Origin of the sequence: Methylocella silvestris (genome assembly GCF_002891535.1) — a bacterium.
In the GTDB taxonomy this organism is placed as follows: Bacteria; Pseudomonadota; Alphaproteobacteria; order Rhizobiales; family Beijerinckiaceae; genus Methylocapsa; species Methylocapsa silvestris_A.
This window is the reverse complement of record NZ_PDZR01000042.1, coordinates 1-13,245: the sequence shown is the minus strand read 5'-3', so window position 1 is coordinate 13,245 and position 13,245 is coordinate 1. Positions and strand designations below refer to the sequence as shown.

Sequence of the window (13,245 nt, the reverse complement as noted above, 5' to 3'; positions counted from 1 at the left end):
TACTATGTCTCAAGACCTGGGAGAGTAGGTCGCCGCCAGGCCTGCAAAACACAAAGCAAACAACAAGCCTCAATCACCAAACCATCCCCAAAACATCACAAACCCGGCCCAAAAAGCCGGGCTTTCGTGCGGCTAAAGCACGCTTCCCCTTCAACCATCCGCAAAGCCCTTTAACGTTTGGGCGAGTGCGAGCGCGTGCGTCCAATCCAGAAAGACGTCGTCGCAGCCGTCGGCCATGATGCTGATCCCGTTTTCTTGCGCCAGCGCGTCAAAATCCTGATCGCTGGCGATCGGGCTCATGAAGATCTGCCGTTCGGGGCTCGCTCCCGCCGCCACGGCCTCAATCGCCCGCGACAGGATCAAAGCCTCCTCCCGCGTCAGAAATCGCACTGGTTGGGCGCCGATCGCAATCGCCGCCAGGACGCCGAAGGCGCGACTGGCTTTGGCGGCAAAGCCGACATTTTCCGACATTGTCTTGTCCTGTTTGTTCCCGCGCGGACTCCCAGCGCGATCTGGCGCCTCTGCAACCTATTGATTCAACTTCATCTGCCAATGTCTTTTGCGCCGCCGCAAAGAGGCATGATCCTTGAAACAAGAACCGTGCCCTCGTCCTGAGGCGCCGCCGCGTTGCGCGTGAGGTTCTTGTTGAATTTTTCTCGCGATCAGATGCCGATCGATATCCGCGGTTATCACCAGCGCACGAAGCATGCGTCGAATCGCTATGCGCTGGGCCCGGCATTTCTGGACTGGTCCTCGCAGCCCTCGCCCTACCGGTTGTTTGCCGAAAGCCCGCAGATCGTTCTGCCGCTCATTGAGTCGGCCGATGCATCGCCGTTTCCCGGGCCCGCTCTTCGCAGCGCGCCGGTCGATCGCGACGCGATCGCGCTCTTTCTGGAGCTGGCGTTCGGACTCAGCGCCTGGAAAAGCGCTGAAGGGTCGACCTGGGCGCTGCGCAACAATCCCTCGAGCGGCAATCTTCACCCGTCCGAAGCCTATGTCTTGCTTGACGCCGCGCCGGGCGTCGGAGAGAGCGCCGCGCTCTATCATTATGCGCCGCTCGCTCACGCCCTGGAGACGCGCGCGATTTATGAAGCAGACCGTATGTTGCCCGCTGAGGGTTTCCTGCTGGGCCTGACCTCGATTCCCTGGCGCGAGGCGTGGAAATATGGCGAGCGCGCCTTCCGTTACTGCCAGCTCGACGCCGGCCACGCAATTGGCGCCGCGGCGCAGGCGGCCGCCGCGCTTGGCTGGCGCGCCGAGATCTTGCCCGAGGTTTCCGACGACCAGCTTGACACACTTCTCGGCCTTTCTCGTCCGGACGCCTGGCACAGGCGCGAGGTTGAGCATGCCGATCTGCTGTTGTGGATTTCAGGTGACGGCGCTGCGCCGGCGACGCTCGACCTTAAGTCTCTCGCTGACGCGCCGCGCACATGGCATGGCCGCGCCAATCGCGTCAGCGAGGATCACGATGGCTGGCCGCTGGTCGATCTTGCCGTGCAATTTTGCCGCAAGCCGCGCAGCGCAGCGATCGTTCCCGCAGCGCCCCGATATCCCCTGCCGCCGGTCGCCGGCGTAAGCACGGAAGCTTGCGTGCGCGGCCGGCGCAGCGCGCAGCGGATGGATGGCGCAACGGCGATTTCGCGCGGGTCTTTCGCGGCGATGCTCGCGGCGACGCTGCCGGGCGCGGCGCCCCTGCTTGACGGTTTCGTCTGGCCGCCCGCCATTACCCTCGTCATATTTGTTCATCGCGTCGACGGGATCGAGCCGGGCCTCTACGTCCTCGGGCGGGACGAACATATCGCGGCGCGGCTGCGCGCTTCGGCCTCCCGCCAATTCGACTGGTCGCCTGTCGATCTTGACAGTCTCCCGCTCTATCGGCTTCGCGCCGATCCCGTCGAGCGCGAAGCGACGCGGCTGTCCTGCTTGCAGGGAATTGCCGGCAAAGGATGTTTCAGCGTCGCGATGATCGCCGAATTCGACGCGGCGCTCGACGCCGAGGGCGCATTCGCCTACCGCCGGCTGCATTGGGAGGCCGGCCTCATCGGCCAGGCCTTCTACCTCTGGGCAAGCGCGCTCGGCGTCGCGGGAACCGGCATCGGCTGCTTCTTCGACGACGAAGTCCATTCCCTGCTTGGGCTTGCACCCGCATCGACGCAATTCCAGGACATCTATCATTTCACGGTGGGAGCGGCGGTCGAGGACGCCCGTATCCTGACGCTCCCGCCTTACCCGCGAGAAAGATGGATCAGGCGATGAACATCCAGATCGAACGGCCTTTCGTCGAGGCTTTGGTCACGAAATTTCCGGCGCATGCGGGTCTTTCCGCACAATTGCGCTTCAGCGACAAGGTCGAACTCGATCTGACGCATCTGGCGTCCGACGAGCTCGATTTTCTCGAGGATCTTTATCGCGGCTCCGGAAGCGAGAAACAGGCGCGCGCGGCGCAGCTGGCGACGTTGCGCGCAGCGCTGACCGAGGCGGGCAAGCGCTACGAGCCTGGCGATCTCGAAATGGTTCTTCCCGCGCTGGTGCGCCATCTGACCGCGAACGCCATCCGCGGCTGGCTGTTCACGGCGAGCGTTTCGGCGAAGGCGCTGCCCTATCTGATTACCCGCTTCGACTATGTGCCCGCCTCGAATGACGAGACCGGCAAGATCCTCATCGAACTGAAGGCGAACGCCAAAGGCGTGCTGCAGAACAGCGGAATTCGCATCGCCGCCGCCGATATAGCGGGGCGGACGCTGAACGAAATTCTGGCCGCCAAAGGGTTTTTGCGCGAGACGCCGGAGCTGATCGAGGCTTTCGATCAGGCGGCCGAGCGCTACTTCGAATGGCGTCAGCGCTATGGCGCACAGTTTCTTGGACGGGGAACAGGGTTTCACGCCGAAGATCCGAACGCCTCCCATCGCGACACAGACTGGTCGCGCAAGGACATCGTCGTGCTTTCGACGGGCGGCGGCGCGGCGCGGCTCGTCAACGACGAAGAAGTGCTCTCCGCCCGCGCCCTGACGCTTGAGGCGCCGGGGGACGTGCTCGCCCATTTCGCTCGGAAGGCCTCGAAAAGCAATCATTTTGCCGCCGAGGACGAGATCAACGAATTACGGGAAAAGATGCCGGCAGGCCTCTTCACCCAGCTGCCGGTGCATCCCTACATCCTGATGTTCCATCTCGACCTGCATCATCATCTGTGGGTGCATGTCGATGAAATGTCGCTCTATCGCTATCAGCCGGAATTGAAGAACAAACTCGTACTGCCGCCGGAGCAGACGGACCTCATCGACATCCTGACCGCCGAAATGGACGTTCTGATGGACGATATCGTCGAGGGCAAATCAGGCGGCACGACCGTGCTTTGCGCCGGCCCTCCGGGCGTCGGCAAGACTCTGACCGCCGAAGTCTATTCCGAGATCATCCAGCGCCCGCTCTACCGCATTCATTCGGGACAACTTGGCCTCAACGTCACGACGATGGAGACGGCCCTGAAGGACATTCTGACGCGCGCGCAACGCTGGGGCGCGGTGATGCTGATCGACGAGGCTGATGTTTACATCAAGCGGCGCGATGACAACATCGCCATGAACGCGGTCGTCGGCGTCTTCCTGCGCGTGCTCGAATATTTCAACGGCCTGTTGTTCCTGACTACGAACAGGGTCGACGATATCGACGAGGCGATCGTGTCGCGCTGCATCGCGCTCATCAAATATTATCCGCCGGACGATGACGCCAAGCGCCGCATCTGGCGCGTGATGGCCGAACAATTCGCGCTCAATATTTCGGATGCGCTGATTGACGGTCTGGTCGATTCCTTCCCCGCCGCGTCGGGGCGCGACATCAAGGGCCTCGCCAAGCTGGCCGCCAAATATTGCCACCAGAAAAAGACCGCGCCGGACATGCATGTGTTTCAGCGTTGCGCGGTGTTCCGCGGCCTCGATTCGGCGCGCGCGGCGGCGCTCGCCTCAGCCTGAGAGAGCGAGCCATTCCCCTGGCGGGTTAAGCTTCATCTGCCTGGTTGCGCATCCAGAAGGTGAGTTTTGTCAGCGCGGCGTCGATGTCGGCGCGAAGATCCGGCGCCTCGATCGTCTCCTCCAGCGCGCCACGCATGCAAAAGAGCCATGCGTCGCGCTCCGCCGCCCCGATCGAAAAGGAGAGGTGACGCTCGCGCAGCCGCGGCTGGCCGCGCATCGCCGTATAGAGTTTCGGGCCGCCCATCCATTCCAGCAAATATCTTTTCAACAATTGCCGCGTCGGGCCGAGATCCTCGCTATGCATGGCGCGAAGCGCCTTGGCGGAGGGCTCGCTGTCCATGCGCCGGTAGAACGCCTCGACAAGCCGGTCGATCGCGATGGCGCCGCCGATGCGCGCGAACATCGGCCGGGTCGCCGCCGCGTCGCCGGGCAGCGTCATCGCTATTCGTCCATATTGGGCAGCAAAATGACTTCCGCCGGCGCTCCCGGTCCCTGATCGGCGACGAAATCGACCCCGGCGACGAGCGACAGACCGCCGCCATTGTCCATCAGCACCACGGCTTCCTTCGGCAATTTGGCGAGCTCTTCGAGCAATTCGGCGACCGTCAACGCGGCTCTCCTTGCGACTGGCAGGTTTCAGGCCACAGGCGCGTCGGAGGAGGCCTGATCGAAGGAGATGCAGACCGGCTCCTCGTCCAGCATGGTGATTTCGGCGCGGCGCAACACGCCGTCATCGTCATAGTCGTAGCAGTGAACGAGCTCGATCTCGCCATAAACGAGCTTTTCGAAACGGATCAGCCGCTCCCGTGCATCGAACCAGGCGCGGATGTAGGTGTTGCGATTTGCCAGCGCTTCGGGCTCGAGCGGGCTCACAAGATTGATCGGCAGTTTGACGCCGCTGTAGGACAAAAAGTAGCGGCATTCCTGTTTCATCGGGGGCGTCATTGCAAAGCTCGTCTGCGTGGAAAGGAAGATGCGCCTCTTCCGCGGCTGCGCCCTCCGGCGCCATGGAGCGGGCAGGACGCCGCTCAATCCAGGGCGAGGGCCTTGGCTTTCGCCGCCTCGCGGCGGCATGTCTCGAGATCGACGTCAGGGGTTTTGGGTCCAAGGCCAATCCATGCGTCGACATCGGCCGGGTCGAAGCCGACGGAGCGGGCGCCGTCAGCCTCCATCAGCGGCCGGCGGATCAGCAATGGTTCGGCAAGCATCAGCGCGATGGCGGCGCCGGCGTCGAGACCATGCGGGTTGACTTCGCCGGATTTGACGCGCGGCGCCGCCTTGTTGAACCATTCCGCGACGGGCCGTTCGCCGAAAAACGCGAGAAGCCGTTCAGCGGTCCAGGGCTCGGTCAAAAGATTGCGCACGCTGAGGCTATGGCCAGCGTCCTGGAGCAGCCGCTTTTGCCTTGTGTTATTGGCGCAGCCGGGCTTTTCATAAAAAATGACGCTCGTCATGCACAACCCTCCGCCGCGCGCTTTTCTGACGCCGAAATGTCCGCTACCGGACAAATCAGACAAAAATCGCCGTTCGTTGGGACGCTCAGAATGTTTTGCATCCCCTTACGCCTGGAACAGCAAGTTCTGTTCCGTCGTCCTCGGGAGCATGACTGCGTCCGGGCGGCGAGGGGCCGCCGCCGCCCGGACCGACTTTCGACACCAGCTGACCTTAATTGGTCGCTGGCGACTTGTGCATGATGACCGCGTCGTTGAGACGGACGATCTCCACAGCATCAGCTGCATAGCCGAGCTCATGGGGGGTCGAGAGCACGACGCTCTGCCCCGGCGCGAGCGTGGTTTCGAACCGGATTGGCAAGGTGTGCTCGCCCTCGCGGGCGATCGTGGCGACGACATGGAAGGCGCCGTTCTCAACCGTATAATAGGCCGTGCCCGAGAGGTCTCCGAGGTCGATGGCGTGGCCACGCATCGGGGCCACCTCGGCCGCCTGCGCAGAACCGATGAAGGTCAGCGCCGCTGCCGCCGCGAGAAGGATGTTACGAATTTTCATGATCAACTCCATTGCTTGGCGTGTTTCGCCGTTGCAGCAGAGATGATCCTCATGGCATCATTAGTCAAACCGATAGGCTGCATGATGGTCATTGATAAAAACAATTTAGCTGGCGTCGATCTCAATCTGCTGGTTGCGCTCGATGCGCTGCTGACCGAGCGCAGCGTCACCCGCGCGGCGGCGCGGATCGGCCTGAAACAGTCGGCGATGAGCCATAATCTGTCGCGTCTTCGCGCGCTGTTTTCGGACGAGATCATGACGCGCGGCCCGCACGGCATGCGGCTGACGCCGCGCGCCCTCGGCCTGATCGAGCCTTTGCGCGCGGCGCTCGATCAGATCGAGGCTTTGGTCATCCGCAATGAGGTCTTCAATCCGGCGACATCGGAACGGATTTTCCGGCTCGGTCTGCCGGACAGCACCGAGGCCTTGCGCGCGCCGACGCTGCTCGCGCATCTCTGCGAGGTTGCGCCGCATGTGCGGCTTCGTCTGTTCTCGATCGATTCGCTGAAAGTGCTCGACGATCTCGACGCGGACAGGCTCGACCTCGCCATCGGCTTTGGAACCTTTGCCGACGGACAGGTCCATCACAAACGGCGGCTGCTGGCGACGGACAGCTATCTTTGCATGTTCAACGCCGCGCGCGTCGGCGTCGAGCCGCCGATCTCGCTTGCGGATTATGTTCGCCTGCCGCATGTGCTGACGAGCCTGCGCAAGGGCGAACGCGGCGCCGTTGACGACGCCCTCGAGGCGCTTGGCCTGCATCGCATGGTCGCCCTGACGACGCCGCGCTTCGCCGCCGTGCCCTTTCTTGTGCGCGGGGCGCCGGTCATCACCACCATGCATGCGCGGCTGGCGCGCTATTTCGCCGCGCTGTTCGACCTCAGCCTCAGCCCGCCTCCGGTGGATTTGCCCGAAGTGACGATCTCCCTGCTTTGGCACGCCTCCTATGATCGCGACCCGGCGCATGTCTGGCTGCGCAGCGTGGTGACGAATCTCTTCGCTTCCTCCGATCATTCTGCGGTCGCGCGCAAATCGGCGTGAGGATTTCGCCGCTGCGGCGTCCACGCTACTGTGGGGCGTGTCGCAACGGAGAAGCCCGACGTGGAGCATAAAATTAGGGATGGGCGGCTGAGTGCCGTCATCACGGCGGCTGGCGCCGAGCTGACCTCGCTGACGGACCCGGAGGGAACCGAATATATCTGGCAGGCGGGCCCGGCGTGGCCGCGCTATGCGCCAGTGTTGTTCCCGATCGTCGGTCGCCTCAATGAGGATTTGCTGACGCACGACGGCAAGAGCTATCGCATGACGCAGCATGGATTTGCGCGCGACCGCGTCTTCAGCTGGATGGCGCGCGCCGCCGACAGCTGCAGCCTCCAGCTTGTAGATGACGAAGAGACGCGCGCGAAATATCCGTTTTCGTTTCGGCTGGAGCTGTCCTATCGGCTCGCCGGCGGCGAGCTTCACGTTGGCTTCGCCGTCGTCAATACGGGCGCGGAAATCCTCCCGGCCTCCTTCGGCGCGCATCCGGCGTTCAACTGGCCGCTGCGGCCGGACATCGCTCAAGAAGATTACGCGCTGCTATTTTCGGAGGAAGAGCCCGCGCCGATCCGGCGGCTTGCCGGCGGATTGCTGAAGCCGGAGGAACTCGCCACGCCGATCGAGGGAAAGCGCCTGGCGTTGCGCGAAAATCTGTTCGAGGCGGACGCGATCATCCTCGATCGCGTGGCGAGCCGATCCGTCCGCTTCGCCGCGCCGCAGGGCCCTGGCGTCGAAGTCGAATGGGAGGGCTTTCGTGAACTCGGACTCTGGATGAAGCCGGGCGCGCGGTTTTTATGCATCGAGCCCTGGCTTGGCGCGGCGAGTCCCGTGGGCTTCGAGGGACCTTTCGCGGCAAAGCCAGGCCTCGCGCTGATTGCTCCGGGCGAGACGCGCTCGGCTGAAATGCGCATCAGGGCGATTTGAGGCCGAGCGGCGAGCTGCTGTCGAGTTTTGCGACGTTCCGCGAAGCATAACGCGGTTTGACGATGCTTAAGCAGGCGTGAAATGCAGCGCTTTGACTTCCTTCACGCCGGGCGTCGCGCGAATGTCGGTGAGAACCGCATCGGGCACGGCGCCGTCGACCGCGATAAGCGCGACCGCCGAGCCGCCCTCGCGGTCGCGGCCGAGGGCGAAGGTCGCGATATTCAGCCCTGCCGCGCCGAGAATGCTGGTGAAGCGGCCGACGAAGCCCGGCTTGTCATCATTGCTGACATAGATCATCACGGGCGCGACGACCGCGTCGACCTCGATGCCATTGACCGAAATGATGCGCGGCTTGCCGGCGTGAAACACCGTGCCGCTGATGCGGCGCTCATGCGTCTCGGTCTCGACGATCAGCGTGATCAGCGACTCATAATCGCCGTCGGAGGCGCGGATGACTTCATCGACCACGACGCCGCGCTCCTTGGCGACGGCCGGCGCGGAAACGACGCTGACGTCGGCAAGCAGAGGGCGCAAAAGGCCGGCGACGACGGAGGCCGTCAGCGCCTTTGTCTTCAATTGCGCGACGGCGCCTTCATAGATGATCGTGACCTTCTTGACGCCGCTGTCGACCGTCTGGCCGCCGAAGGCGCCGAGGTGGTCGGCCAGAGCGATGAAGGGCCTGAGCTTCGGCGCCTCCTCCGCGCTGATCGAGGGAAAATTGACGGCGTTCGAAATCGCGCCGCGGGTCAGATAATCCGACATCTGCTCGGCGATCTGCAAAGCGACATTTTCCTGCGCCTCATTGGTCGAAGCGCCGAGATGGGGCGTGCAGACGACATTCGGATGGCCGAACAGCGGATTTTCGGTCGCCGGCTCCTTGACGAAGACATCGAAGGCCGCGCCGCCGACGTGGCCGGAATCGAGCAGCGCGCGCAAAGCCGCTTCGTCGACAAGGCCGCCGCGCGCGCAATTGATGATGCGCACGCCTTTTTTTGTCTTGGCGAGGCTTTCGGCGGATAAAATATGCTTGGTCTGCGGCGTCAGCGGCGTGTGCAGGGTGATGACGTCGGCCCGCGCCAGAAGATCGTCGAGATCGACCTTTTCGACGTCGAGGTCGCGCGCCTTTTCCGGCGACAGAAACGGGTCGTAGGCGATGACATGCATGTGCAAACCGATCGCGCGCGAGGCGACGATCGCGCCAATATTGCCGCAGCCGATGACGCCCATCACCTTGCCGGTGATCTCAAGGCCCATGAAGCGGTTCTTCTCCCATTTGCCCGCCTGGGTCGAGGCGTCGGCCGCCGGAATCTGGCGCGCCAGCGCGAACATCAGCGCGATGGCATGTTCCGCGGTGGTGATCGAATTGCCGAAAGGCGTGTTCATGACGATCACGCCCCTGGCAGTCGCAGCCGGTATATCGACATTGTCGACGCCGATGCCAGCGCGACCGATGACTTTCAGCCGGCTGGCGTTTTCAAGGATCGCGGCAGTGACCTTCGTCGCCGAGCGGATCGCAAGACCGTCGAAATCCTTGATGACCGCCGCGAGCTTTTCCGCGTCCTTGCCGAGAGAGGGCTGAAAATCAACCTCGACGCCGCGGTCCTTGAAGATGGCGACGGCGGCGGGCGAAAGGGCGTCCGAGATCAAAACGCGCCGAGGCATGAAATTCTCCGATTCAAATTGGGTCTGGAGCGCTGCGACCGAAACGCCGCGCGCTCGTGTTCTCTGCGCGAAAACGGCCGGTCAGGCGGCTTTCACAAAATCGCGCTTGGCGGTGGCGAAGGCGTAGTCGAGCCAATGCGTCAGCGCTTTGATATCGCTCGCCTCGACGGTCGCGCCACACCAGATGCGCAGGCCCGGCGGCGCGTCGCGATAGGCGCCGATGTCATAGGCGACGTTTTCCTTTTCGAGCAGGCTCGCGAGCGTTTTCGCAAAGCGGCTCTCTGCGTCAGCGCCAAGCGCGGCGATCGCCGGATCGACCACTTTGAGGCAGACGCTTGTGTTGGATCGCGTCGCGGGGTCTCGGGCGAGGAAATCGATCCAGGGGGTCGCTGCGACCCAGTCGGCGAGCGTCTTTGTATTGGCGTTGGCGCGGGCGATCAGGGCCGGAAGGCCGCCAATCGATTTTCCCCATTCGAGCGCGTCGATATAATCCTCGACGCAGAGCATCGAAGGCGTGTTGATGGTTTCGCCCTCGAAAATGCCTTCGATCAGTTTGCCGCCGCTGGTCAGGCGAAACAGCTTCGGCAGCGGCCATGCGGGCGCATAGCTTTCCAGCCTGGCGACGGCGCGCGGCGACAGCACGATCATGCCATGGCCGGCCTCGCCGCCGAGCGCCTTTTGCCAGGACAGGGTTGTGACGTCGAGCTTTGCCCAGTCGAGCTCCTGCGCGAAAGCGGCGGAGGTTGCGTCGCAGATCGTCAGGCCGGCGCGATCCGCGGCGATCCAGTCCGCATTAGGGACGCGGACCCCCGAGGTCGTTCCGTTCCAGGCGAACACGACGTCGTTGCCGAAATCGACGCTGGCGAGATCGGGGATTTCTCCATAGCCGGCGGAAAGAACCCGCGCGTCCTTCAGCTTCAGCTGCTTGACGATATCGGTGACCCATCCCTGGCCGAAGGATTCCCAGGCGAGCACATCGACGCCGCGCTGTCCGAGCAGGGACCAAAGGGCCATTTCCACAGCGCCAGTGTCGGAGCCCGGGACGATGCCGATGCGATAATCGGCCGGAATCTGCAAAAGCTCGCGCGTCAGGTCGATGGCGCGTTTTAGCTTCGCCTTGCCGGCTTTGGCCCGATGCGAGCGTCCCAGCAGCGCGCCGGCGAGGTCCTGCAGCCGCCACCCCGGACGTTTTGCGCAAGGACCTGAGGAAAAATAGGCGCGCGAGGGCCGCGTCCCCGGAGCCGAATGGGTCATCTTGACCCTCCCAATATCATGTCGCAGATCATCGATGCGCGCGCAGATTAGCGTCCGCACCGGTTTGCAACTCGTGCCTGGATAGGCGATCCGCCCAGCGCGATCCGCATTTGGCGGCCGGCTTTCGCGTAACGCCGTTCATCGCCTTATCGAATTTTGGGAGAGGCAAAACAATAGTTCTATATGCGTAGTCGAGCCGCGCCGACTTGCCGCCCGCGGGTTGAGCGCGGGCGGCGCTTGCGCCGCAAAATAGCGATCAGGCCGCTATTTGCAGAAATCCTTGACGAGGGGAGAGTTAAAGCAAGAGCCGGCGAGCGGCTTTAAGGCCGCAAGCGGGGTCACGTTCCAGGTGGCGTCATTTGGAAAGCAACTCGCCGCCTTTGCCGGCAATGCCTGTGCGGTCGTCTGATCCGACGCGACGAACTTGGGAGGCATTTTCACCGAAAACCCGATACAGCCGCCGTTCGGGCAATCAATGTCCTTGCCGGCATAGCCGCAGGTGATGTCGCGCTCCGCCTTGGTTAAATTCGAAGGCGGATAGGGCGTGGCCGCACCAACGCATGTCGAGCCAACGTAGCTGCAGAATGTTTGCGGCACGCAATGGCCGCTTTTGGCTGCGTCGAAACTGCTTTTGTAGGCGCTGAGGTTGAGCGAGACAGTCAAAATGCCGGTGGTCGGATCATATTTCGGCACGATGCTGTCAGGATTGCTCGGGTCGGGCGAAATAATAAATGGCGGGTTCCTGACGTCAACGCGGATTCTTTTGAACCCATCGGCCACGACGAACTCGGGGCCGACATACATCTGATAGGTTTGCGCCGTCTTCTCCGTCGCAAACACATTGAAGAAGTCATAAGTCTGACCGGCTTTGAAGACGCTTATCAATCCGCCATAATTTATCGGCGGGTTGTTTCCGATTTTTCTAATATCCTGCGGCTTCCATGGCGCCGTCGTCTGCGTCGTCTTGCTCGAGGTCGTATCAAAAAAGTAATGGCCGTTATTGACCGTCATGGTCTCCCGCTGGCAGAGATTCATGCCCGCCATCCGGATGAATTCAGGCGCTTTTTTGAGCCACTCCGAGCCGGTCTGATACTCGCGGTAGAGGGGAACGCCAAATTGGCGCGGGTTGGTCGCTTCTGAATCCCATTCCGTGTCGCCGCAAGACAAATATCCGGCGTCAGGCGGCGGCGGCGACACTTGTTTCGTCGCCTCCGGATAGACCACGGTCGTCAGATAGTCGTAAGGGCTGGTCCGTGCCGTGCCGCCCTCCGTAACGGCTCCGTCGGACTGGCATTCGACGCTTTCGATCGGGGCCTTGAAAAATGGATCTTCATTCACCGACGTCGTTTTCGCCAAACCGGTCAACGATCCGTCATCGTCGGTCAATTCGGTCTGCCGGTCGACCGAGCTGAACTCTCCGAAGGTCGTGTCGTTCGATGTGCAGTAACGCGCGGCGGTCTGAGTGGTATTCGTGACATAAGTGTTGGGTTTGTGTTGCGGCACGATCACGAGATGTCGAATATCGACGTCTTCAAAGAAAAGATTGCGCGAGCGGAAGTTAGGCGGATAGTAAAACCCGTTCGGCTGCTTCCAACCAATGGCGGCATTTGGAATGTAGCATTGATCTTTTTTGATCTTGGGAGTGACTTTGTCGACCAGCACCGCCTTGGGGATGCCGTTGACCTGCCAGTAGACGGTCGAATCTTTGTCAGCTTTCGGGCCAATGTCGATTTTCTTGATGTCCATATAGGCGTTTGAATCCTGATGGGCCGGCCCATCATAGATGTTGAACATGTGCTGGGCGACGCTGAAGGCGGTAAAGGGCCCCATCACCATGCTGTTCTTCACGGAGGTGCATGCGCGTGATTGATCGGCGGAATAGTCGCATTCGAGCTTGGTTTGCTTGTTGAACGGGCTCCGCGCTGAAGCAAAGCCGTGATCCTCTGTCGACGGTTGCGTTTGTCCAACGAAGACGGTTTTCAGAGCGAGCTCCCACAGTCCCTTGATCGCCGAGGAATGCGTATAGTCTCCGCCGGAAATGAAGGACAGGCCAGCGTTCTGGACATCGGATAAAAAACTGTTGCTGACGAGGTGCCAACGCGTGCGCAGCCACACAGCGGCGAAATTGTAAGACGCATAGTTGAAGCTGGTCGTATAGTCATTGATGACCGTCGCCACGCAGTTTGTTTCGTCTGCGTCCTGGCAAATCGGCGCTGTCTGTTGGTTGCAGGGGCCGGTAGCGGGGCATTTGGAGCCGTGGCCCAACTGGCCCTGATCGAGGTTGGGATAATAATCGCCCGCACAGATCGGCCATTTGGTTTCCGGCCCACAGTTCGGGGGGGCGACTGCGCCGCTGTTTGGAGCGAGGGGGTTGGGGACCGGAACCGCGGGGGTACTG

Annotated in this window: 13 protein-coding genes; 4 read left to right on the top strand and 9 right to left on the bottom strand. The window is 62.2% G+C overall.

Going from position 1 to position 13,245, the window contains the following annotated elements; all coding sequences use genetic code 11:
* Positions 1-150: 150 nt before the first annotated feature.
* On the bottom strand, positions 151-471 hold the full coding sequence (locus CR492_RS19750) for a hypothetical protein (RefSeq protein WP_102845429.1): 321 nt from the start codon (positions 469-471) through the stop codon (positions 151-153).
* A gap of 174 nt (positions 472-645) precedes the next feature.
* Here CR492_RS19750 and CR492_RS19745 point away from each other — a divergent pair, with 174 nt between their 5' ends.
* Both CR492_RS19745 and CR492_RS19740 read left to right on the top strand, forming a co-directional pair.
* Positions 646-2,256, top strand: a complete 1,611-nt coding sequence (locus CR492_RS19745; RefSeq protein WP_102845428.1) for a SagB/ThcOx family dehydrogenase — start codon at positions 646-648, stop codon at positions 2,254-2,256.
* Positions 2,253-3,965 (top strand): AAA family ATPase, encoded by a 1,713-nt coding sequence (locus CR492_RS19740; RefSeq protein WP_102845434.1) that lies wholly within the window; start codon positions 2,253-2,255, stop codon positions 3,963-3,965. The genes CR492_RS19745 and CR492_RS19740 overlap by 4 nt, the downstream gene beginning before the upstream one ends.
* Positions 3,966-3,990: 25 nt before the next feature.
* Here the strand turns inward: CR492_RS19740 and CR492_RS19735 are convergent, their stop codons facing one another.
* The 5 genes from CR492_RS19735 to CR492_RS19720 all read right to left on the bottom strand — a co-directional run bounded on the left by CR492_RS19735 (position 3,991) and on the right by CR492_RS19720 (position 5,969).
* A complete protein-coding gene (locus CR492_RS19735) occupies positions 3,991-4,404 on the bottom strand; it encodes a group II truncated hemoglobin (RefSeq protein ID WP_102845427.1) in 414 nt (137 codons plus the stop codon).
* 2 nt (positions 4,405-4,406) lie between these two features.
* Positions 4,407-4,574, bottom strand: coding sequence for a hypothetical protein (locus tag CR492_RS20925; protein WP_180982642.1), 168 nt, complete (start codon positions 4,572-4,574; stop codon positions 4,407-4,409).
* Positions 4,575-4,601: 27 nt separating this feature from the next.
* The gene (locus CR492_RS19730; protein WP_102845433.1) at positions 4,602-4,910 is read right to left on the bottom strand and encodes a DUF6156 family protein; all 309 of its coding nucleotides are present in this window, start codon (positions 4,908-4,910) and stop codon (positions 4,602-4,604) included.
* Positions 4,911-4,993: 83 nt separating this feature from the next.
* Positions 4,994-5,419: an ArsC/Spx/MgsR family protein gene (locus CR492_RS19725; RefSeq protein ID WP_102845426.1), complete on the bottom strand. Its 426-nt coding sequence runs from the start codon at positions 5,417-5,419 to the stop codon at positions 4,994-4,996.
* A 211-nt stretch (positions 5,420-5,630) separates the two neighbouring features.
* Entirely contained in the window at positions 5,631-5,969 is a 339-nt protein-coding gene (locus CR492_RS19720) for a hypothetical protein (RefSeq protein WP_102845432.1), read from the bottom strand.
* 84 nt (positions 5,970-6,053) lie between these two features.
* Between CR492_RS19720 and CR492_RS19715 the strand changes: the two genes are divergently transcribed.
* Positions 6,054-7,010: a LysR family transcriptional regulator gene (locus CR492_RS19715; RefSeq protein WP_180982643.1), complete on the top strand. Its 957-nt coding sequence runs from the start codon at positions 6,054-6,056 to the stop codon at positions 7,008-7,010.
* A gap of 60 nt (positions 7,011-7,070) precedes the next feature.
* Positions 7,071-7,931: an aldose 1-epimerase family protein gene (locus CR492_RS19710; protein ID WP_102845431.1), complete on the top strand. Its 861-nt coding sequence runs from the start codon at positions 7,071-7,073 to the stop codon at positions 7,929-7,931.
* Positions 7,932-7,997: 66 nt separating this feature from the next.
* On the opposite strand, the gene serA is transcribed toward CR492_RS19710, so the two are convergent.
* The 3 genes from serA to CR492_RS19695 all read right to left on the bottom strand — a co-directional run bounded on the left by serA (position 7,998) and on the right by CR492_RS19695 (position 12,593).
* Positions 7,998-9,593 carry a phosphoglycerate dehydrogenase gene (serA, locus tag CR492_RS19705; protein ID WP_102845424.1) on the bottom strand — a complete coding sequence of 532 codons (1,596 nt, stop codon included), beginning with the start codon at positions 9,591-9,593 and terminating at the stop codon, positions 7,998-8,000.
* A gap of 81 nt (positions 9,594-9,674) precedes the next feature.
* Positions 9,675-10,847, bottom strand: coding sequence for a phosphoserine transaminase (locus CR492_RS19700; RefSeq protein WP_102845430.1), 1,173 nt, complete (start codon positions 10,845-10,847; stop codon positions 9,675-9,677).
* Positions 10,848-11,111: 264 nt separating this feature from the next.
* On the bottom strand, positions 11,112-12,593 hold the full coding sequence (locus CR492_RS19695; protein ID WP_146030344.1) for a hypothetical protein: 1,482 nt from the start codon (positions 12,591-12,593) through the stop codon (positions 11,112-11,114).
* Positions 12,594-13,245 lie beyond the last annotated feature (652 nt).